The sequence below is a fragment of the Sphingomonas lacunae genome, from assembly GCF_012979535.1.
In the GTDB taxonomy this organism is placed as follows: domain Bacteria; phylum Pseudomonadota; class Alphaproteobacteria; order Sphingomonadales; family Sphingomonadaceae; genus Sphingopyxis; species Sphingopyxis lacunae.
In genome coordinates, this window is the sequence record NZ_CP053015.1 from 525,148 (window position 1) to 545,018 (window position 19,871).

Here is a 19,871-nt window from a genome sequence, read left to right on the forward strand (position 1 = left end):
ATGGAGATGGGGGGAATGGGTCCTACGCCCGGCGGATCATGCCGCCATCGACGCACAGCGTCTGGCCGGTGATAAAGGCGGCATCGTCGGACAGCAGGAACAGCACGGCATTGGCCTGTTCATCGGTCGTGCCGATGCGGCCCAGCGGCATTTGCGCCACAATGCCCTCGATGATCTTGGGATCGACCTGGCGCATCGCCTCGGTCAGCGTTGGCCCCGGCGCAACGCCGTTGACGCGGATGCCCTTGGGCCCCAGCTCCGCCGCCAGCGCGGTGGTCAGCCCGTTGGTGCCCAGCTTGGAAATGCCATAATAAGCGCCGACGCTGCCGCTCAAATAGGCCGCCGTCGAGCTCTGGTTGATGATCGCACCGCCGCCGCGCTCGATCATCGACGGCACGCACGCCCGGCTGACGAACAGCGCGCCATGCAGGTTCACCGCCATGAAGCGCATATAATAGTCGATATCCACCGACATCAGCGGCTCATAACGCATGCCGTTGAAGATGGCGGCATTGTTGATGAGGAAGTCGATCCCGCCAAAGGCGTCACACGCCGCCTTGGCCATGGCCTCGCACGATGCCGGGTCGGAGACGTCGACCTTGACGAACAGCGCCTTGCCGCCCTCGCCATTGATCGCATCGGCAACGGCCTGTCCCTGCGCCGCGTTGATCTCGGCAACGACCACCGCCGCACCCTCGGCCGCCAGCCGCCGCGCATAGGTTTCGCCGATACCCTGACCTGCTCCGGTGACAACCGCCACCTTGCCCGCAAAGCGCATCTGATTCTCTCCCATTATCGTTGGTCCGGAGTTCATCCGAAAATTGGCGATTCGTCAACTATTATCGGCAAGGCCAGCAAATCCGCCCGTCAATCAGCGTCATGACCACCCGATCCGCATCGAAATCCGCCAGCAAATCCGCCATGTCACCGTCGATCAGGATAAGGTCAGCCGCCGCACCAACCACCACTTCCCGCCGGGCAAAGGGCGCCCCGGCCTCCGCCAGCCACAGCCCCAGCGCCGCCTCGGGCGACAGCGCCTCGCCCCCGCCCAGCACCACCCCTGCCGCCGTCCGCCGCGACACCGCCGCGCGCATCCCTGCCCAGGGGTCAATCGGCCCATAGGGGCCATCCGAACCGCCGATCATCGGCACCCCCGCCGCCGCCAGTCGCGCCAGCGGCAACAGGTCGCCCTGATCGCCCGGGTCAACTTGAGCCAGCCAGCGGTCGCCGCGCGAAACAACAAATCCCGGCTGCACGCTCACTGTCAGTCCCAGCCTGCGCAATTCCACCACAGCCCCTTGCGGCACGACATTGCCATGCTCGATGCGGTCACCGCTGACCGTCCCCGCCGCCTCAAATCCCGCGAGCGCCAGCGCCAGTTCGGTCGCCGTCGCGCAATGCACAGCTACCGCCCGCCCGCTCACATGCGCCGCCGCCATCCGCGCCGCCAGCGCATCCGGGTCAGGCGGATCGCGCTCATCGACGAGGATCTTGAGCGGCCCGCGCCGATAGCCCGTTCCCTCGGGCATATCCTCCCGCCCCATCAGCAGCAGCCTCTGCAGCAACACCCTGTCCGCCAGCGCCGCCTCGAACAGCGCCGCCTCACCCGGCCCGTTGCCCGCGCCGGTGTCAGTAACCCCCGTCACGCCCAGCCGCGTCATGTCCCGCGACAGCGCGCCCAGATCAGGCCCCGCCCCCTTGGGCAGCCGCGTCCTCAGCCAGTCATCGCAGCGCCAGAAGCGCCCGGTCAGCGCGCCCGCCGCATCGCGCTCCGCACCCTCGGGCCATCCCCCCGCATCATCGATCAACGCCAGCGCCGCACTGTTGAGCACCCACAGCGCGCCCGTCCGGTCAAGCATCCGCACCGGCCGGTCCGCCACCCAGCCATCCAGCATCGCCGCATCGGGCAGGCCCGCTGCCCGTTCGTCATAGTCAATCACCCTCAGCCAGCCGCCCGGTAGCAGCTTCGCCGCCGTCCCACGCAACCGAGCCGCCACCGCCGCCCCGTCACTCACGCCCTTGAGCGACAGCGATTGCCGCGCCGCGGCCGTCGCCAGCAAATGGATATGATGGTCATGCAGCCCCGGCAGCAGCATGTGCCCGCCGCCATCCACCTCTGGCCCGCTGACCGCCAGCCGCTCGCCGATGGCACAGATCAGCCCGCCGCTGATCGCCACATCGACCTCGGCTCCGCCGAACGGCCGCACCCGCCGCAGGACCAGATCGACCCGACCACTCATGCCACCAGCTCCGCGACATGTGCCGCACAGCGCGCCAGCGCCGCATCGACCAGCCCCGCCTCGCCCGCCTCCAGCATCGCCAACGCCGTCCGCGCCGCCAACACACCAGTCAGCGGATCGGCCAACGCATCGCCCAGAAAGTCCGGCCCGTCGCTGACCAGCCCTCCGGCAACCGCCGCATCATCGCCAAAGCCGACCCTGTCCGACGCCCAGCCATGCCCCGTGACCGCCACCCAGATCAACGCCGGGTTCGCCGCAAAGACCTCATCCGGCCTCAACCCCAGCCCCGCCAGCCCCCTCGCCCGGGCGCTTGTCACCAGCACATCAGCCCCGGCAACCAGTTCGGCCAATGCCGCCCGCCCGTCCTCGCGGGTTAGATCAAGCGCCAGACGCCGTTTGCCGCCATTGATCCGCGCATCGAGCAACGGTGAGGTCTGCGGCGTCGGGTCGGGCCGGGACAGCGACTCCACCCGCACCACTTCCGCACCCCACTCGCCCAGCAATCCGGCGCACAATGGCCCGGCCCACAGCGCCGACATATCGACCACCCGCAAGCTCGAACCTTCGCGCGCCACGCCGCCCCGCCGATGCAGCACCGCCACCGCCTCACCGCCAGCCGCAACCTCACCCAGCCGCGCCACCGGCAGGCCCATCCATGTCGCCCGCTCGATCAACATGGCACAGTCCCGCCGGGGCATCAGCCGCTCGACCGCCGCCCAGGGCGCCTCACCGGCATCGCCCTCCAACCAGGCCGCAACACCTGCCCGGTCCTCCTCCCGCGCCAGCGTCACCGCCATCCAGCCGTCCGCCGCCTTCACCATCCGGCTGTTGCCATTGACCGACCAGCCCGGTCGCCGCTCACCGACGCTGATGTCCCGCTGCAACAGCGGCCAGTCCTGCGCGCCAAATGGCGCCGCCCATTCTGCCGCCAGCGCGGCGATCCGCTGCAGCCGCCCCGCATCCCTCACGGCACAATCTCGTCAACCAGCCCCCAGTCGAGCGCCTGCCGGGCCCGAACCCGCTGACCGGTCAGCATCATCCACGCCGCCCGGTGCCGACCGATCGCCCGCGCCACCGTCACTGTGCCGCCCGCGCCGGGGATCAGCCCCATCGTCACTTCGGGCAGCTGGAACCAGGCATTGCCGCTTGCCGTCCGCCGCGCCGCCCCGGCAAAGGCTTCGAGGCCCGAACCGATCGCGCCCCCGTGAAAATGCACCGCCGCCCGTTCGCCCAGCGCCAGTATCAGCCGCGCCGCACTGCGCCGGCTGCGCACGATATGCGCCATCGCCAGATCAGCCGCGCTGCCAAATTCGCCGAGATCGCCACCGGTTGAAAAACAGTCGCCCTCCGCCCGCATCAGCACAGCGGGCGTGCTCGGGTCATCAAGCGCATTGGCCAGCGCCTCGAACAGCGCATCACGCATCGCCGCCGTCATCGCATTGCGCGTCGCGGGGGAAGCGAGCGTCACGGTCAAGCAATCGCCTTCGCGTTCCAGCTTGAGTTCGCCCCCGGCAAGGGCAGCGACATCGCCGCGCTTCGCCAGCCAGCGGCGAAACTCGCCGCCCGCCAGCAAGGTCGAATAAGCGAGCGATTCCAGCGTCAGCGCATCGTCCGCCGCCACCCCCTCACCCATGCGCAGCACCCGCGTCAGCGTCGTTGCCGCTACCGGACAGGCCCGCACCGCCGCCTCCAGCCGCGCCATTTCGCGATCCAGAGCATCGGCCTTCACCGAAACCCACGGCCCAGGCGCACGCTCCGCCGCCGTCAGCAAGACATCAAATTGTCCAGGATCCACCGGCGGCAGCGCACCCGCCCGGTCAACGCCAATCCGCACCGCATCAACCGGCCCCTCGGGCCAGTCCGGCGCAACGGCATCCCCCACCAGCACCGGCACATCGCCCAGCGCCGACCATTGCTCGGCAGAGAGAAAATCAAACTGGGTCATGCTCAAGCTCGCGCACTCCCCTCACCCCGAACATTGCCGTGCCCCGGACCCGATCCGGGGCCCATGGTCAGACCTCGCCGCTGGCACCATGCCAGCCGACAAAGCTCACCCCGCCGCCAGTTCCGCCCGCAATTGCCGGCGCAGCAATTTGCCGGTCTCATTATAGGGCAAGGCATCGCGGAAATGCCAATGCTGCGGTACCTTGGTCGACCGAAGCGCCACCTTGACGAAATCGGCCAGCGCCGCCGCATCGGGGGCTTCCCCGCGTGGCACGATGATCGCGGCAATCGCCTCGCCCCATTGGTCGTCGGGGACACCGATCACCGCGACATCCGCCACCGCCTTATGCTGCCGCAGCCGGTCCTCAATCTCGCCGGGGGAGATATTCTCGCCGCCGCGCACGATGACATCGTCGATCCGGCCATCGACGAAAAGATAGCCTTCATCGTCCATCCAGCCGGCATCATTGGTCGGGAACCAGCCATCGGCGGTCAGCGCCGATTTGCCCTGATATTCCCCCGACACCTGTTCGCCGCGGACGAAAATCTCGCCCTGTTCGCCCGGCCCCAGCACCCGGCCGGTCTCGTCGCGGATCTCGAGTTCCACCGTCGGCAAGGGCTTGCCAACCGAGGCAATGCGCCGCCGCACGGCGGAATCGTCGGAGGCAAAGGCGGCGCGGTGCGCCTCGGCATCGAGCAGGGCGATGGTCGAACTGGTCTCGGTCAGGCCATAGGCGTTCACAAAGCCGACATGCGGCAGCATCGCCAGCGCCCGCGCGATCACCGGCTCGGGCATCCGCCCGCCGCCATAGGACAGCGCCTTGAGCGACGGCAGCGTCCCGCCATCCGCTGCCAGCACGTCGAGAATGCGGTCGAGCATCGTCGGCACGACCATCGCGTGCGTCACACCCTCGTCACGCACCATCGCTACCCATTCCTCGGGCGTGAAGCTCGGCAGATAGACGATGCGCCGCCCGGCATAGCAACTGCTCAGCACGGCAGAAATGGCGGCGATATGATAGGGCGGCACGCTGACCAGCGCGCACTCATCCTCTTCGGCGCCGAGCAGTTCGACCGTGCCCATGACATAGCTGGTCAGATTGGCGTGGCGCATGATTGCCGCCTTGGGCTCGCCCGTCGTGCCGCTGGTGAACAGCATGGCGGCAATGTCATTGCCCTCGTCACAGGCGCACGCTTCGCCGTCCTCACGCTTGGCGATTATCGCGTCGATCCGGCTGCGCGGCACGATCCGCACGTCCTCGGGCGACCCCACCCGGGCGATCATGTCATCATCGATCACCGCCACTGATGGCGCGGTGCGCGTCACCAGCTTCGCTAGATCGGCATCGGGCAGGCGGTAATTGATCGGGACAAAGCTCTTGTCAGCCAGTGCCGAGGCAAACAGCAACAGGGCAAAGGCATCGCCGTTGACGCCGACAAAGGCGAGGTTGCTCGCCCCGCCATCCGACAGCGCGGAGGCAATCGCCGCCGCGCACTGCCGGTATCCGGCAAAGTCTAGGCCATCCGCACGGCGCCCGAGCGCGGGCCGGTCACCGGCGCAATCGGCAACCAGATCAAGCAGCAATCCCGTTCGCATGGTCTCAGTCCGACGCCGGCAACGGCTTGGCGTCCTTGATCGTCAACAGGCGCCCGTCAAAGCTCAGCGCGCCCTTGCCGGGCTTGCTGCCCAGCACTTCGATGCCGCTCTCGGCATCGACATAGCGCTTGCCCATCAACAGGCCGCCGTCATGCCCTTCGACGATGCCCTGGCCGCCGCCTTCGCCGCCATGGGCGAGCACCGGATGTCCGCCACAGGCCAGCGTGCCTGCAACCGACGGTGGCCGCACGACTACCATTTCCCCGTCGCAAACCGCACTTTTCCAGCGCGAACCGGGCTTCAGTTCCATCACGCAATCGCTCCCTTGGTCTTCAATGCTTCAATCCGGTCCCATTCAAGACCCAGTTCCATCAGGAACAATTCGGTATGTTCGGACGCCTCGGGCGCCCGCGTGTTGGTGACACCCTGGTGATTGAACTGCACCGGGTTGGCGACCAGCCGGATCGGTGGCCCGCCATCGGCCGATTCCACTTCGAATATCAGGTCATTGGCCAGCACCTGCTCGTCATTGGCGGCATCGGCGGGCGATTGATAGGCGGCCCATTGCCCGCGCATGGTTTTCAGATGCTCGACCCAATAGGCAAAGGGCTTGGCCGCCATCGCCTGCTTGACCAGTGCATAGGCCGCCGGCGCATTGGCCATCAGCGCCTCGATCGTCGCAAAGCGTTCGTCGCTGATGCACTCATCCAGACCGAGATGGGTGAAGGTATCGGCGATCAGCGGCGCGGGAGAGAGAACCGTCAGGTTGATGAAGCCGCCGTCCGATGTCTTGAAAACGCCCATGAAGGGGTTGGTGCTGACCGCATCCTGCCCCGGCAGGGGATTGCTGAACGGGTTGACGCCCAGCTCCATGCAGACATCTATGCTGCACGCCGTTGCCCACACGCCCGAGGACAACAGCGACACATCGACCTCCAGCGCCTCACCGGTGCGCTCGCGGTGGAACAGCGCGGCAGAAATGCCGCCGGCGATGTTCATGCCGCCAATCGTGTCGCCATAGGCCGGGCCCGGCTGCAACAGCGGACCATCCAGTTCCTTGGGCGTGACGAGGATCGATGATCCGCCACGCGCCCAATAGGCGGTGGAATCAAACCCGCCCTTGTCACGCTCCGGCCCCTTGTCGCCAAATGCCGACCCCCGGACATAGATGATGTTCGGATTGGCGGCGCGGATATGCTCCAGGTCGATCTTCAGCTTTTGCCGCTGGCTGGGCAGGTAATTGGTCAGGAACACGTCGGCCGTCGCGGCAATCTCATAGAGCAGCTGGCGGCCTTCCTCGGTCGAAATGTCGATGCCGACGCTGCGCTTGCCGCGATTGGGGTGCTGCATCAGGCTGCTGCGCTGCGGATTGACCGCCAGCCGCTGCAATTCCTTGATGCCGCGCTGCGCATCGCCGCGCACCGGATGCTCGATCTTGATGACATCGGCGCCCCAGTCGCTCAGCACGCCGCCCGCTGCCGGCACAAAGGTGAATTGCGCGACTTCCAGCACGCGCACCCCTGTCATCACCTTGGTCATCGCTCTCTCCTCAGGCCTCTCTAACGGGCATGATTCGACTTATAACTGACGGACCGTCAATTTCAAGAGAGAGCGGATAGTGGCTCTACCTCGCCCTCTACCTGCGCTCAGCCACCATGAAATCCGATGGTTTTGACATAGGTGAACTCGTTGAGCCCCTCCTCGCCATATTCGCGCCCATAGCCCGACCGCTTGATGCCGCCGAACGGCGCATGGCTGCTCATCCGTCCCGATCCGCCATTGATCGACACACCACCGGTCCGGATCTGCAACGCCATCTCATAAGCGCGCCCGACATCGGCGGAGAATATCCCGCCCGAGAGGCCGAATTCGCTGTCATTGGCCAGCGCAATCGCCTCCTCGTCACTGTCATAGCCAATCACGGCACAGATCGGCCCGAACACCTCTTCCTGCGCCAGCCGGCTCGCATTGCTGACATTGTCGAACAGCGTCGGCTCATAATAATAGCCGCGTTCGAGCCCCGCCGGCCGCTTGCCGCCGGTCACCAGCGTCGCCCCTTCGGACAGGGCAATATCGACATAGCTTTCGGTCCGCGTCCGCGCGACCTCGCGGATCAGCGGGCCAAACGTCACCGAAGGATCAGCCGGGTTGCCGATCTTCAGATGCCCGATCATGCCCTTCAGCATCTCGACATAGTCCGCCCGCACGCTGTTGTGGACCAGATGACGGGTCAGCAGCGCACAGCCCTGCCCCGCATGGGTACAATAGGACGCGCCGGTCATCGCCGCCTGCATCAGATTGGCGTCCGGCCGGACGATCAGCGCCGACTTGCCGCCCAGTTCCATCAGACACCGTTTCAGCGTCGGCGCCGCCTGCGCCTGGATCATCGCGCCGACCTTGTCCGACCCGGTAAAGCTGATCAGGTCGACCCGCTTGTCGGTTGTCAGCAACGTCGCCGCCTCGATCCCCCCGGTCACGACATTGAGCACGCCCTTGGGCAACCCCACCTCCTCAGCGATCTGCCCGAGCAGCAGCGCCTCGAACGGAGTGTAGGGAGACGGTTTGAGCACCACGGTACAGCCGACCGCCAGTGCCGGAATGACCTTGCCAACGTTGAGAAAGAACGGAAAATTATAGGGCGTGATCGCCGCGACAACGCCCATCGGCTCGCGCGAGATAACGCCAGCACCCAACGTGATCGTTCCTTGCGCATTGGGCGTGGTTTCAACTGGCAGCGGCGTCACCGCAGGGCGTGAGGCAATCGCCACCATGTGCCGCGCATGCTGCATCGGGATGCCATATTGCAAATAGTCGGCGAGCATCCGCGTCGCGCCCGCCTCTGCGACGATCAGGTCAACAATCTCGGCCTTGCGCCGGTCAATCGCGTCCAGAAACTCGGTCAGCTTGGCCTGCCGCGCCGCGACCGGCATTCGCGGCCAGGGACCTCTGTCAAACGCCATGCGCGCGGCAGCAATCGCCGCGTCCATCTCTTCTATACCGCCGACCGGCGCTTCGGCGATCAGGCTTTCGTCAGCCGGGTTGATCACCGCCTCACGCTCGGCTGGCGTCACCCACTCGCCGTCGATGTAGAGGGATTTGATCGCAGCAATACTCATGGGGGGAGGCTCCAAATTGAAGAGTTCTGGGGTTCAACCCGCAGCCGCAGCGGCGCGGACCTCGATCATGTCGATATTGATGTCCGCTGGCAGCGACAGGATGCTGATCAACGCATCTGCCATCGACTGGGGACTGGCAGCCTTGCCGGTAAAGGCGGCATGGCCGGTGCGGGTGATGGTCTGGTAAAAGGCCTGGGTCACATCAGGGTCCCAGTCCTTGCCGCCTGTACCGCCCTCGACCGATCCCGAGCGCAACACCGTCACCCGGATGCCATCTTCACGCAACTCGTCGCGCATTGCCGCGCTCAATGTCTCAAGACCCGCCTTGGTCGCGGCATAAAGGCTCAAGAATGGAAAGGGCATACGCACCGATTCACTGGAGATCGAGACGATCTGCCCCTTGCTGGCACGCAGATGCGGTATGACCGCCCGCATGCACCAAGCTGGACCCGCCAGATTGATCGCCAGATGATCTTTGACCTGCTCATCGCGCCCATCCTCCAACAGAAAGGGATGAAAGATGGCGGCATTGTTGACGAGGAAATCAAGGCCACCCAGTGTCTCGGCCGCCTCTGCCACTGCTCGATTGACGCTGTGGGGATCGGCAACATCGCAGGAGATGGGCAAGGCTGCATCGCCAAATTCTTCTGCCATGCTGTCAAGTTCGGCGGATGGGCGGGCAAGACAAGCGACGCGGGCGCCCCGCCCGACCAGGGAAGCAACAAAGTGCCTGCCCATGCCGCGCGAAGCGCCCGTGACAATGCCCTTCCTGCCGTGAAGCAGGACCGGCATCAGAACTTGATCGTAGCGGTCACACCATAGGTGGCCGGCTCGTTCGGAGTCCCCTGGATGTAGCCCAGCGGCAGCACGGCCAGCGCCGAAACATAGCTGCGGTCATTGGCAATGTTGCGGCCCCAGACGGCGACTTCATAGGTATCGCCGATCTCAAGCGTTGCACGCGCACCGAGGAGCCCCTGCGCCGGCGCCGTGGTGGCAGCGATGATCGCATTGTTCTCGGGGTTCGGGACCCAGTTATACTCGCTCAGATTCTGGGCCGAACGCCAGCTGTAGTCGGCATGCAGGCGCAGGCGCGAATTCGAGCCGACGTCGCGGACATAATCGGCCGCAAGCGAGAATTGCTGACGCGAAATGCCGCCGAAGCGCTCGAACGAACGGTCACCCGACAAGTCCGAATAACGGATATATTCCGGATCGGTAAGCGCGCCCGTGGCGGTGATGGTGAAGCCATCGGCAATCACGGCCTGCAACTCGACTTCACCGCCACGGACCCGCACCTTGCCGGCGTTGCCCAAGATAGTCGCGGTGCCCGGGACAGTCGCTGGCGGGATCGGTGCCGTGGCAATCAGGGTAGACCGCTGAATGTCGGTCACATCCGTCTGATAGACTGCCACGTTGAGGCGCAGGCGGCGGTCGAACAATTCGCTCTTGAGGCCCAGTTCATAGCTGGTGGCGAATTCCGGCAGGAAGGGCAGGAACGCCGCCGTGTTCGGTGCGCGGAGATTCTGGCCACCGGCACGGAAACCGCGCGACACCTTGGCATAGGTCATCACATCGTCGTTGATGCGATAGTCGAAGCCAGCCGTCCACGACCAACCGGAGAATTCATCGCTCCGGCTGAAGGCGCACTGGGTAGGTCCAACCACTTCACCACCGGCATTGAATGGAGCCACCGGAATGACCGAGCAGATAGTCTGGCCAGTAGTGCGCAGATAGTTGTTGTTGCGCGTCTCCAGACCCTTGTCATCCACTGAATAGCGCAGGCCACCTGTGAAGGACAGCGCATCGGTGATGCGCCAGCTCGCCTGGCCATAGGCACCGACACTGTCAGTGTTGATCAGGCCATAGAAGTGCGAGGTTGCCGGGTTGAGCGCCGGAACCGTGATCGAAATCGACTGGTCATAGCCTTCTTCGTTGAAGATGAAGCCGCCGAAGGCAAAATCGACCGAGTCATTGAGCGCCGAACCCGTCCATTGCAATTCCGCCGACTTCTGCTTCAGGCTCTGCTGGCCTTCGGTGAAGTGGATCGGAAAGGACGAGCCGTCGAGGTCGAAGCCGGAATAGGATTCGACCTTGCGAATACCGGTGATCAGCTTGAACTGGCCAAGGTCGGTATCCAGCGTCGCATTGAACCCAAAGGTATTGGTGCGCGCAAACACATAGCCATTCTCATTGTTGAGAGCCAGTGACGGATCAGCCGCCAGGCGGGCAATCTCTGCATTGAGCAGCGTGGTGCCGGTCGCGGCGGCGGTGGGGAAACCCGCACCATTGATCAAGCCGACAAACAGCGCGCCGGTGTTGGCGGTGTTATAGGTGGCATTGGCCGCCGTATAGGCGCTGGTGACCATGCGCAGCTGGCGCGAATGGGTCTCGTCCATTTCGAACCGCTCGGCCGAGAATTGGAAGCGCAGATTGTCGGTCGGCGCCAGGTCAAACTTGGCACGGAAATTCCAGCGGTCACGATTGTCGAGCCGGGTGCCAGCCGGCGATCCCGGTGCCTGCAATTCGCGGACCACGGTGTTACCGGTCAGCGCGGTTCCGGTCGTCGATGCATTTCGCGTGTAACCGTCACGGGTGAAGCGCTGCACCGCGACGCGCAACCCGGCCACGCCCGGCGCAATCGGCATGTTGAGGACACCGGTGACGTTCGTCTCGTTGTAACGGCCATAGCTGACTGACAGCCGGCCGCTGAATTCATCAAGATCAGGATTGTTGGTATTGATCAACAGCGCGCCACCCGTCGTGTTACGACCGAACAGCGTGCCCTGCGGACCTTTGAGCACCTGAACATTTTGCGCATCCAGAACGTCCGAGTTCAAACCATAGGCGCGTGCCCAATAGACGCCGTCGACATAGGTGCCGACCGAGGGGTCAAGCGTTGCGAGAATGTCGGTCTGCACCTGACCGCGCAGTGTGATGGTGATTGCCGACGGCGTTGAGGAACCCGGGCGGATGCTCATGCCCGGGGTGAAGTTGGCAAGGTTCTCGACCCGCTGCAGATTCTGGTTTTCCAGCGACTCCGCCGTAAAGACCGTAACGGCAACCGGCACGTCCTGCAGATTTTCCTCAACCTTGCGCGCGGTGACGATGATGTCGCCCAGGCCGCTTTCGTCCTCGGCCGCCTGCGGCGCCTCCTGTGCGTGCAAGGCTGACACCGGCGCCATCAGGGCCATCAGCGAAACACAACTGACCAGAGTCTTGTATACCATCGTCTCTCTCCCTCCCCAGGTTGCCGAGAATCGGCCGGCCCGAACCGGCCCTGTAGTTGCACCTAGTTATATATGTAGTCGCCGATTTTGCTGGTGTAGTCAACCAAGTTATACAACAGGCCCCAAACACCCCAAAGCCGCTCGCATCGGCATGGAGGCGCCGGACCGGAACCGGACATTTTCTCCATAATTTCCAGATATTTACCAAGACTCCTCCGCCCATATCCGGGATCAGCCTGAGCCTGCAGCCATGATATGCTCGGTGCCCTGCATCCTTTCCGGCCGATCTTGCCAAAGCGCGGATGCCGCAACGTCAACTTCATCCTGCTGCTGCGGCGCTTGCAGCTTCGGCACATTCGGCCCTACTGGGTACAGTCCTATCCAGCAGGCGCGCATGACCACCTTCTTCACTCGACCTTCCCGACCCTCCCTCGCCGTCAACCACATTCCCGGCAATGGCCCGGCACTGGTCTTTTTTCCCGGTTATGCCAGCGACATGAGCGGTTCCAAGGCGCAGGCCCTGCGGGACCATGCCATCGCCAGCGGCCGCCCCTGCCTTTTGTTCGACTATGCGGGCTGCGGCCAATCCGCTGGCGAATTTGCTGCGGAAACACTGACCAGCTGGCGCGATGATGCACTCGATGTCATCGCCGAATATGCACCGGACCGCTCGCTGATCCTTGTCGGTTCGTCGATGGGCGGCTGGCTGATGCTACTGGTTGCGCTTGCCCTCACCCACAGCGATCCGGGCCGTATTGCCGCCATGCTGGGCATCGCTGCCGCGCCTGATTTCACCGACTGGGGCTATAGCGACGAACAAAAGGCCACTCTCGCCCGCGACGGCCTGTTGTTCGAAGACAATCCCTATGGCCCCGAACCCACACTGACCACGCACGCCCTGTGGCTTTCGGGAGAGGCCAACCGCCTGTTGGGCGCTACGATTCCACTCAGCTGTCCGGTCCGCCTACTCCACGGCCAGGCCGATGCCGATGTGCCCTTCACCATCAGCCTCCGCCTCGCCGAGCAGCTTCGTTCAGCCGAGGTTGTGACGACATTGGTCAAGGACGGCGACCACCGCTTGTCGCGGCCACAGGACATAGCGCTGTTGCTGGCGACAGTCGGCTCCCTGTACGCCAGCCTCGAAGGCCAAAGCCAATGATGTTACCGGTCCTGCTGCTCCTCGCGCAGTCCAGCAATGCCCCCGCACCCGCGCCGGTTGAAGCGCCGCCGCCAGTGACGACCCCGTCACTCGCAGCCCCGCGCACTCTGGGTTCGATCGACCAGCACCGGTTTGACAGCTGCCACGACACTGCGACCGAAGATCCCGCCCGCGGTATCATCGACGCCAATGAATGGCTGATCCAGGGCGGCGGCTTTCTCGCCCGCCAATGCCTTGGTTTCGCCTTTGCCAAGAACGGCAATTATGCCGCTGCCGCATCCACCTTTGCCCAGGCGGCACATGACGCGGAGACCGCCCGCGATTGGCGCGTCGCCAACCTGTGGGCCCAGGCGGGCAATGCCGCGCTGGCTTCAGGGGATGCCGCTACTGCACGCCAGCATCTTGATGCCGCGCTGGTGCAGGGACAACTCACCGGCTTGCAACTTGGAGAAGCCTATCTCGACCGGGCCCGAGCCGCGCTGGTGCTTGAAGATTGGGCCAGCGCCCGCGCCGATCTCGATGCTGCCGCACGCGACGCCAGTCAGGACCCGCTGGTCTGGCTGCTTTCCGCAACACTCGCCAGGCGTCAGGGAGACCTCGTCCGGGCACAAGCCGACATACAGCAAGCTGTCGCCATCGCCCCGCGCGACGCAGCAATCGCTCTCGAAGCGGGCAACATAGCCGCCGCCGACCAGCGGCTTGATGCCGCACGGGCCAGCTGGCAAAGCGCGGTTACGCTTGGTGGCGACAGCGCGATTGCCCGCACCGCGCAGGACCGGCTTGCGGAGCTCGCCGCTTTCGAAGCCCAGGACGCAGCAGCCAGCCCTCTCCGGAACTGACACGTTTTGCCGCCTCATCCGCAAACCGGACCGGATGAGACGACTTCCGACGATCTGCGGCCTGTCATTCACAGGCAATGCCGCAACCGCTCTTCAACCTCCGCCTGGTCAAGGCCGAACTGGCTGCACATCAGCATCCTGACCGCCCCGGCAAAGCGGGCAGCCGCATCCTGTTCAGCAACATAGCCGGCAATCTCAAGCCCGACGAGGCCATGAAGATGCGCCCAGACAGCATAAGCGACATCATCCATCGCCATTGCACCCATGGACCTGCCTGCCGCACATGCCGTGACGGCATCCACCAGCGCGGCAAATGCCGGATAGGCGTCAGCTACCGGCACGTTCAGCGTGGCAAAGCGGCTGTTACGATCAGCCGGGACAAAGCGTCGCTGGCCGCCGAACATCAAACGATACATGCCAACATTATTGATCGCAAAGCGGCGGTAGGCGACCATCTGGCCGATCAGCCATAGCCCCGGATCCTCTCGGTTCTCCGCCGACAGTGCATGGGCGTGCAGGCGCACAAAGCCCTCGGCATAGAGCGCCTGCATCACGCCGGGCCGCCCCCCGAACAGCGTATAGATGCCCATGGTTGACACGCCGCATTCGCGCGCCAGTTCCCGGATGGAAAGACCGTCCGGGCCATGCTGCTCCAGCAAGTGCTCGGCCGCTGAAAGCAATCGTGTCCGCATCGCCTCGTCGAGCGGTGCGGTACCCCGTGTGCCTGCCCGTGCCTTGCCTTCCGCCTGTGTCGCGCCGCGCTGTGCCATCGCCCCGCTCTAGGGGCTTGCCTTTGTCAACGCCAGTGATATATCACCATTATAACACTGTTATTTCAAATCTGCCGGCTGGCGGAAAGCGGCTGTAATCCCGCTGTTCGCCTTGGCCTTGCGAAGGAGGCATTCATGGAAAGCGATTTGGCCATCCGGCGATCTGACCGCTCCATTCAGCCGATCATCGTCCGGCAGGGCGCTTTTGACTTTCCCGACGACATCGCAGCGCACTGGATTCCCTCGGAGCCGGAATTTGCCCAGATGATCAACGGCGCGTCGTTTGTCATGCCGCATCTCGAGCCCTTTCTGGTGGCCACATTGGCAGAAGCTGGTCGCGCCATCACGGATCCTGATATCCGCCGCGAAGCCCGGGATTTCTGCATGCAGGAAACCCAGCATTACCGAACCCACCGCCGGTTCAACGACAGCCTGCTGGCAAAGGGCTATGGTGGCCTCATCGCTGTCGAACAGGCAATGGCGGCTTCCTACGCCCAGCTCGCCCGCCGACCGTTGGCGACACGGCTCGCCTATGCCGCTGGCTTTGAGGCAATGACGCTGGGCGTGACCAACTGGATGGTGAGCAACCGTCTCCGATTGTTCAGCGGCGCCGATTCCCGTGTCGCGTCGTTCATCCTTTGGCACCTAGTCGAGGAGACCGAGCACAAGCTGGTGGCCCATGACGTCTATTGTGCGGTCACGCCCGGCTATTGGCGGCGGGCCTGGGGTGTGTTCCATGGATCATTGGATGTGATCCGCTGGACGCGGCGCTCCTATGTCGCTTTGCTCCTTCAGGATGGCCGCTGGCAAACGCTGCGGGGCCGGCTGCGCATATGGTCATGGGCGGCGCGCTTTCTGGCCGGCTCATTACCCGCCGTGTTGCGGGCGCTTGTGCCGGGCCACGATCCGCGCTCGATCAGGCATCCGGCATGGGTCGATCAATGGATTGCCGGACATGCGCGTCATCAGGCGAATGATGCCGTTGGAAAAGGCGGGGCAATGCCACTGCTCGATACCGGTTCGGCAACGATGCCGGTACCATTTTGAAAAGGGAAAGCGGGGGAATAGCCATGCCGACAACCGATTATCGCGCCATTCAGACCATGCTTGTCCGACAGGGGGGCCTGGTCTTGTTGCTGGGCTTTGTTGCCGGCTTTGGCTTTCTCTTCTTCCTCATCGGCGCCATCGAATTATGGCCGATTCCCGGCAAGATCGACTATCAACTGCCCGGTACGGTCAAGGCGTGGCGCATGTCGCACCTCGAAGGGGTGATGAATGGCCTGATGCTCTGGCTATTGGCTGCGGTGCTGCCGACCTTTGCCTTGCCCTTCGCGACCGCGCGACGCATCGCGCACATGCTGGTGGTCACCGCATGGACATTCCCCATCGCCTCATTATTCGATGCGTTCTTCCAGAACAGTCGCGGGCTGCGCTTTGGTGGTCCGGTAACCAACCTGATCCCCTTTTTCCTTTTTTATATTGGCATCATACTGCTCGTCTGGGCGGTGATAGAAATCATCATCAAGGTCGGTCGGGGCACGACCCCGACCGACTGATCCCGTCACACTGATGCAGCGGCCATCGACCCGCCCTGTCTTAGCGCGCGCCGGGATTGCGACGATAATTCAGGCTGGGCGGATTATCGCCCAGCAGCGACCGGTAAACGAAATCCGCACCGCGACGACGTTCCAGTTCGGCACGCGCCTCGGCCACCGCTTCGGGGCTCTGGAACAGGTCGGCAGCGGTCAGGGCCAGCACCTTGGCGGCCACATTGGCGCCAATCACACCAATGGTTGAACCGCTGGCCGCCACCGCCTGCCAGCTGTGCGCTGCTGTGCCCGGTGCCCATGTCGCCACGCCAAATCCGGCGGTCGGCGTCGTATAGCTGACATCGCCGACATCAGTGGAACCATAGTTGATCGCACCGCTTGAATAGGGCTGAATATCTGTCGTCGGGATTGTGGCACCGGCACCAAAGGTCGGGGTGATCTGGTCGATGAACCGCCGTTCGGTTTCTCCCCACACCGGCGGCCCGACCCTGCGCAAATTGGCATCGACCATCCGCCCCAGCGTGTCATTGGGCAACAGGTCGAATGTGCCGCCGACCTGGGCAAAGCTCATCGTCGTGCCGGTACCCATGGCCGCACCGCGCGCGGCAGCCTGCACCCGCTCCATGATGTCGACCACCACCCGCTGATTGGGATGGCGCACATAATAATAAACCTCGGCGCTGGCGGGCACGACATTGGGGGCATTGCCGCCCTCGGTAATCACATAATGGATGCGCGCATCCTGCGGGACATGCTCTCGCATCATGTTGACCATGTAATTCAGCGCCTCGACCCCATCGAGCGCCGACCTGCCGCGTTCCGGCGCACCGGCCGCATGGGCTGACACACCCACAAAACGGAACTTGCCGCTGACATTGGCCAGTGCGGTGTTCTGTGCGGCGCTGTTCTGGTCATCCGGATGCCAGTGCAGCATCGCTGAAACATCGGCGGTCAGGCCGGCCCGCACCATGAATACCTTGCCCGAACCACCCTCTTCCGCGGGGGCGCCAAACAGCCGGATTTCTCCGCTGACATTGTTGGCCTGCATCCAGTTGCGCGTCGCAATGGCGGCGGTCACCGATGCGGCACCGAACAGATTGTGGCCACACCCATGGCCGGCATGGCCATCAGGCTCAACGGCCTGCGCCGGCTGCGCCTGCTGGCTGAGCCCGGGGAGCGCATCGAACTCGGCCATAATGCCAATTACCGGCCCGCCCTCACCCCGCCTGTAGCGGGCAACAAAGGCGGTCGGCATACCGGCGACACCGGCTTCGATGGTAAAACCCGCGGCCCGCAGACGCGCCTGCAACAGGGCGGAACTGCGCTCCTCCTGGAAGCCTACTTCGGCATAGTCCCAGATGGCGAGGGCGGTGCGCGACAATTCGGCATTCTGCCGGTCAACATCGGCCAATATCTGGCTGCGTTGCGCATCATCGACCGGCCCGGCCCAAACCGGCGCGGTGAACATAAGGGCAATGACGGCGGTAGCGGTCGTGGCGACAGTGCGCAGCTTCATCGGTTCGGGTTCCAATCTGGCGTAGTTCAACAAAGGCAATACACAGTGGCGCGCAATTGCCTTGTTGAAAAGCCCCGGATTCGGCGCATGCAGCACATTCTGCATGCCGTCGGGCATGCACGCCCCCAGTTCGTATCCATAATGTTGATTTCATTGCATAAAAAACGGTCTTTGCATCAAGTTTGGAACCCCCTTATGGTCCGCAAACCCGCTCTAACTGGCCATACACATGACCCATTATCTGCACAGCATGATCCGCGTCACCGACCCCGAATCCACGGTGAAATTCTTCAACCTCATCGGCCTCGAAGAAGTCCGCCGCTTTGACAGCGAAAAGGGCCGCTTCACGCTGATTTTCCTCGCCGCCCCGGGCCAGGCCGGCGTCGCAGAGGTTGAACTCACCTATAACTGGCCCCCTCAAGATGGCAGTGCGGCCGAAACATATACCGGCGGCCGCAATTTCGGCCACTTGGCCTATCGGGTCGATAATATATACGACACTTGCCAGCGCCTGATGAACGCCGGCGTCACCATCAACCGCCCCCCGCGCGACGGCCACATGGCTTTCGTTCGCTCCCCCGACGGCATCTCGGTCGAACTGCTGCAGGACGGTTATCTGGACCCTTGCGAACCCTGGGCTTCGATGCCCAACGTCGGCGAATGGTAACGCCATGCCAATCATAGTCGCTCGAGTGCCCGTCCTCTCGGACAATTATGTCTGGCTGGCTCATGATGACGCGAGCAAAGAAACCGCTGCCATCGATCCCGCCGTTTCGGATCCTGTGTTAGCTGCCGCCGCAGAACGCGGCTGGACGATAACTCAGATATGGAACACCCACTGGCATCCTGACCACACAGGTGGAAATGCTGCAATCAAGTCTGCGACACAGTGCACCATAGTCGGCCCGGCAGCAGAAGCAGAGCGAATCCCGACGCTCGACCGCCTTGTGGATGAAGGCGACCGCGTTCAACTCGGCTCAATCAACTTCGATGTTTATGCCGTCCCCGCACACACTGCTGGACATATTGCATATTACAGCCTCGATTCGGCCACCTTGTTCATCGGAGATACGCTTTTCGCCATGGGCTGCGGACGCCTCTTCGAAGGCACGGCCGATCAGATGTTCCGGAACATGCAACGATTGTCACAACTGCCACCGTTCACAAATGTCTACTGCGCACATGAGTATACGCTGTCAAATGCGCGCTGGGCAGTTACCGCAGAACCGGGCAACGAAGCCCTGCTTGATCGATTTGCTAGAGTTTCCGCGATGCGAGATCACGGTGAACCGACCGTCCCGACAACCATCGCGGATGAGCTTGCCACCAATCCATTTCTTCGCGCCCGTGATGCTAAACATCTGGCGGAGCTTCGGGCCTCGAAGGACGCTTTCTAGCTTGGCATTGGCATGGTATAAAGGTGCCATGTCGAACGATGGGCGGATCAACCGATGCTCAAACAGACCAAGCCATTGGAGGTTTCCATGCTTCGCCCATTTGCAATGCGTGCTTTAGTGATTTCATCGGCTGCACTTCTGGGAGCTTGCGCCCCCATAGCCCGAACTAACGCGGAGGCCCTGACGCCAGACCAACTGGCCCTTCTTGACCGGAACCTGTCAGGCAAAGTCGCAGGAGAGCCGGTGTCTTGCATCAACAATCTGAGTGCTGACCAGACCATTCGCGTGAGCGACAATATATTGCTTTATAGGGTCTCGGGGCGTCTCGTTTACAAAAATGAGCTGCGAGGAGGTTGTCCTGGCCTTGCTCGGGACAATGATGTCATCGTTAGCGAAGTCCGGGGTTCGGGCCCATGTCGCGGTGACATCATTCATTTGGTTGACCGCACCACCGGCATTCGAGGTCCGAGTTGTGTGTTGGGCGATTTCACGCCTTATCGTGCACCGCCAGGTTAA

General features: G+C 63.5%; 19 protein-coding genes. 7 read left to right on the forward strand and 12 right to left on the reverse strand.

Going from position 1 to position 19,871, the window contains the following annotated elements; translation table 11 throughout:
- Nucleotides 1-22: 22 nt before the first annotated feature.
- The 10 genes from GV829_RS02425 to GV829_RS02470 all read right to left on the reverse strand — a co-directional run bounded on the left by GV829_RS02425 (nucleotide 23) and on the right by GV829_RS02470 (nucleotide 12,124).
- The gene (locus tag GV829_RS02425; RefSeq protein ID WP_212612144.1) at nucleotides 23-814 is read right to left on the reverse strand and encodes an SDR family oxidoreductase; all 792 of its coding nucleotides are present in this window, start codon (nucleotides 812-814) and stop codon (nucleotides 23-25) included.
- Nucleotides 815-839: 25 nt separating this feature from the next.
- Nucleotides 840-2,240: an amidohydrolase family protein gene (locus GV829_RS02430; RefSeq protein ID WP_169943664.1), complete on the reverse strand. Its 1,401-nt coding sequence runs from the start codon at nucleotides 2,238-2,240 to the stop codon at nucleotides 840-842.
- Nucleotides 2,237-3,208, reverse strand: coding sequence for a CoA transferase (locus GV829_RS02435; RefSeq protein ID WP_169943665.1), 972 nt, complete (start codon nucleotides 3,206-3,208; stop codon nucleotides 2,237-2,239). Before GV829_RS02435 ends, GV829_RS02430 begins: the two co-directional genes overlap by 4 nt.
- Nucleotides 3,205-4,185, reverse strand: coding sequence for an enoyl-CoA hydratase/isomerase family protein (locus GV829_RS02440; RefSeq protein WP_246203133.1), 981 nt, complete (start codon nucleotides 4,183-4,185; stop codon nucleotides 3,205-3,207). The genes GV829_RS02435 and GV829_RS02440 overlap by 4 nt, the downstream gene beginning before the upstream one ends.
- A gap of 105 nt (nucleotides 4,186-4,290) precedes the next feature.
- On the reverse strand, nucleotides 4,291-5,781 hold the full coding sequence (locus GV829_RS02445) for a class I adenylate-forming enzyme family protein (protein ID WP_169943667.1): 1,491 nt from the start codon (nucleotides 5,779-5,781) through the stop codon (nucleotides 4,291-4,293).
- Nucleotides 5,782-5,785: 4 nt separating this feature from the next.
- Entirely contained in the window at nucleotides 5,786-6,091 is a 306-nt protein-coding gene (locus GV829_RS02450; RefSeq protein WP_246203134.1) for a hypothetical protein, read from the reverse strand.
- Nucleotides 6,091-7,320: a CaiB/BaiF CoA transferase family protein gene (locus tag GV829_RS02455; RefSeq protein ID WP_169943668.1), complete on the reverse strand. Its 1,230-nt coding sequence runs from the start codon at nucleotides 7,318-7,320 to the stop codon at nucleotides 6,091-6,093. Before GV829_RS02455 ends, GV829_RS02450 begins: the two co-directional genes overlap by 1 nt.
- Before the next feature lie 107 nt (nucleotides 7,321-7,427).
- Nucleotides 7,428-8,897 (reverse strand): aldehyde dehydrogenase family protein, encoded by a 1,470-nt coding sequence (locus GV829_RS02460; RefSeq protein ID WP_169943669.1) that lies wholly within the window; start codon nucleotides 8,895-8,897, stop codon nucleotides 7,428-7,430.
- A 33-nt stretch (nucleotides 8,898-8,930) separates the two neighbouring features.
- A complete protein-coding gene (locus GV829_RS02465) occupies nucleotides 8,931-9,689 on the reverse strand; it encodes an SDR family oxidoreductase (protein WP_281356166.1) in 759 nt (252 codons plus the stop codon).
- Nucleotides 9,689-12,124 carry a TonB-dependent receptor gene (locus GV829_RS02470; RefSeq protein WP_169943671.1) on the reverse strand — a complete coding sequence of 812 codons (2,436 nt, stop codon included), beginning with the start codon at nucleotides 12,122-12,124 and terminating at the stop codon, nucleotides 9,689-9,691. The genes GV829_RS02465 and GV829_RS02470 overlap by 1 nt, the downstream gene beginning before the upstream one ends.
- Nucleotides 12,125-12,518: 394 nt before the next feature.
- Between GV829_RS02470 and GV829_RS02475 the strand changes: the two genes are divergently transcribed.
- Nucleotides 12,519-13,283: an alpha/beta fold hydrolase gene (locus tag GV829_RS02475; RefSeq protein WP_169943672.1), complete on the forward strand. Its 765-nt coding sequence runs from the start codon at nucleotides 12,519-12,521 to the stop codon at nucleotides 13,281-13,283.
- Entirely contained in the window at nucleotides 13,280-14,122 is an 843-nt protein-coding gene (locus GV829_RS02480) for a tetratricopeptide repeat protein (protein WP_212612145.1), read from the forward strand. The genes GV829_RS02475 and GV829_RS02480 overlap by 4 nt, the downstream gene beginning before the upstream one ends.
- Before the next feature lie 68 nt (nucleotides 14,123-14,190).
- On the opposite strand, the gene GV829_RS02485 is transcribed toward GV829_RS02480, so the two are convergent.
- The gene (locus tag GV829_RS02485) at nucleotides 14,191-14,892 is read right to left on the reverse strand and encodes a TetR/AcrR family transcriptional regulator (RefSeq protein ID WP_169943673.1); all 702 of its coding nucleotides are present in this window, start codon (nucleotides 14,890-14,892) and stop codon (nucleotides 14,191-14,193) included.
- Nucleotides 14,893-15,027: 135 nt separating this feature from the next.
- Between GV829_RS02485 and GV829_RS02490 the strand changes: the two genes are divergently transcribed.
- Both GV829_RS02490 and GV829_RS02495 read left to right on the forward strand, forming a co-directional pair.
- Nucleotides 15,028-15,939, forward strand: coding sequence for a metal-dependent hydrolase (locus GV829_RS02490; RefSeq protein ID WP_169943674.1), 912 nt, complete (start codon nucleotides 15,028-15,030; stop codon nucleotides 15,937-15,939).
- 23 nt (nucleotides 15,940-15,962) lie between these two features.
- Nucleotides 15,963-16,448, forward strand: a complete 486-nt coding sequence (locus GV829_RS02495; RefSeq protein WP_169943675.1) for a styrene oxide isomerase — start codon at nucleotides 15,963-15,965, stop codon at nucleotides 16,446-16,448.
- Nucleotides 16,449-16,488: 40 nt separating this feature from the next.
- Here GV829_RS02495 and GV829_RS02500 read toward each other — a convergent pair whose 3' ends face one another.
- Complete coding sequence (locus GV829_RS02500; RefSeq protein WP_425505457.1) at nucleotides 16,489-17,952, reverse strand: amidohydrolase; 1,464 nt, start codon at nucleotides 17,950-17,952, stop codon at nucleotides 16,489-16,491.
- A gap of 235 nt (nucleotides 17,953-18,187) precedes the next feature.
- Between GV829_RS02500 and GV829_RS02505 the strand changes: the two genes are divergently transcribed.
- The 3 genes from GV829_RS02505 (at nucleotide 18,188) to GV829_RS14430 (ending at nucleotide 19,871) form a co-directional block, all read left to right on the forward strand.
- Nucleotides 18,188-18,625 carry a VOC family protein gene (locus GV829_RS02505; RefSeq protein WP_169943677.1) on the forward strand — a complete coding sequence of 146 codons (438 nt, stop codon included), beginning with the start codon at nucleotides 18,188-18,190 and terminating at the stop codon, nucleotides 18,623-18,625.
- A 4-nt stretch (nucleotides 18,626-18,629) separates the two neighbouring features.
- On the forward strand, nucleotides 18,630-19,355 hold the full coding sequence (gene gloB, locus GV829_RS02510) for a hydroxyacylglutathione hydrolase (RefSeq protein WP_169943678.1): 726 nt from the start codon (nucleotides 18,630-18,632) through the stop codon (nucleotides 19,353-19,355).
- 105 nt (nucleotides 19,356-19,460) lie between these two features.
- Entirely contained in the window at nucleotides 19,461-19,871 is a 411-nt protein-coding gene (locus GV829_RS14430) for a DUF6491 family protein (protein ID WP_343042876.1), read from the forward strand.

Excerpts from the sequence above, each read along its gene's own strand:
- GV829_RS02480 (WP_212612145.1), top strand. The coding sequence starts at position 13,280 with ATGATGTTACCGGTCCTGCTGCTCCTCGCGCAGTCCAGCAATGCCCCC.
- gloB (WP_169943678.1), top strand. The coding sequence starts at position 18,630 with ATGCCAATCATAGTCGCTCGAGTGCCCGTCCTCTCGGACAATTATGTC.
- GV829_RS02475 (WP_169943672.1), top strand. The coding sequence starts at position 12,519 with ATGACCACCTTCTTCACTCGACCTTCCCGACCCTCCCTCGCCGTCAAC.
- GV829_RS02445 (WP_169943667.1), bottom strand. The coding sequence starts at position 5,781 with ATGCGAACGGGATTGCTGCTTGATCTGGTTGCCGATTGCGCCGGTGAC.
- GV829_RS02495 (WP_169943675.1), top strand. The coding sequence starts at position 15,963 with ATGCCGACAACCGATTATCGCGCCATTCAGACCATGCTTGTCCGACAG.
- GV829_RS02470 (WP_169943671.1), bottom strand. The coding sequence starts at position 12,124 with ATGGTATACAAGACTCTGGTCAGTTGTGTTTCGCTGATGGCCCTGATG.
- GV829_RS02455 (WP_169943668.1), bottom strand. The coding sequence starts at position 7,320 with ATGACCAAGGTGATGACAGGGGTGCGCGTGCTGGAAGTCGCGCAATTC.
- GV829_RS02490 (WP_169943674.1), top strand. The coding sequence starts at position 15,028 with ATGGAAAGCGATTTGGCCATCCGGCGATCTGACCGCTCCATTCAGCCG.
- GV829_RS02450 (WP_246203134.1), bottom strand. The coding sequence starts at position 6,091 with ATGGAACTGAAGCCCGGTTCGCGCTGGAAAAGTGCGGTTTGCGACGGG.
- GV829_RS14430 (WP_343042876.1), top strand. The coding sequence starts at position 19,461 with ATGCGTGCTTTAGTGATTTCATCGGCTGCACTTCTGGGAGCTTGCGCC.
- GV829_RS02425 (WP_212612144.1), bottom strand. The coding sequence starts at position 814 with ATGAACTCCGGACCAACGATAATGGGAGAGAATCAGATGCGCTTTGCG.
- GV829_RS02485 (WP_169943673.1), bottom strand. The coding sequence starts at position 14,892 with ATGGCACAGCGCGGCGCGACACAGGCGGAAGGCAAGGCACGGGCAGGC.
- GV829_RS02465 (WP_281356166.1), bottom strand. The coding sequence starts at position 9,689 with ATGCCGGTCCTGCTTCACGGCAGGAAGGGCATTGTCACGGGCGCTTCG.
- GV829_RS02430 (WP_169943664.1), bottom strand. The coding sequence starts at position 2,240 with ATGAGTGGTCGGGTCGATCTGGTCCTGCGGCGGGTGCGGCCGTTCGGC.
- GV829_RS02460 (WP_169943669.1), bottom strand. The coding sequence starts at position 8,897 with ATGAGTATTGCTGCGATCAAATCCCTCTACATCGACGGCGAGTGGGTG.
- GV829_RS02440 (WP_246203133.1), bottom strand. The coding sequence starts at position 4,185 with ATGACCCAGTTTGATTTTCTCTCTGCCGAGCAATGGTCGGCGCTGGGC.
- GV829_RS02505 (WP_169943677.1), top strand. The coding sequence starts at position 18,188 with ATGACCCATTATCTGCACAGCATGATCCGCGTCACCGACCCCGAATCC.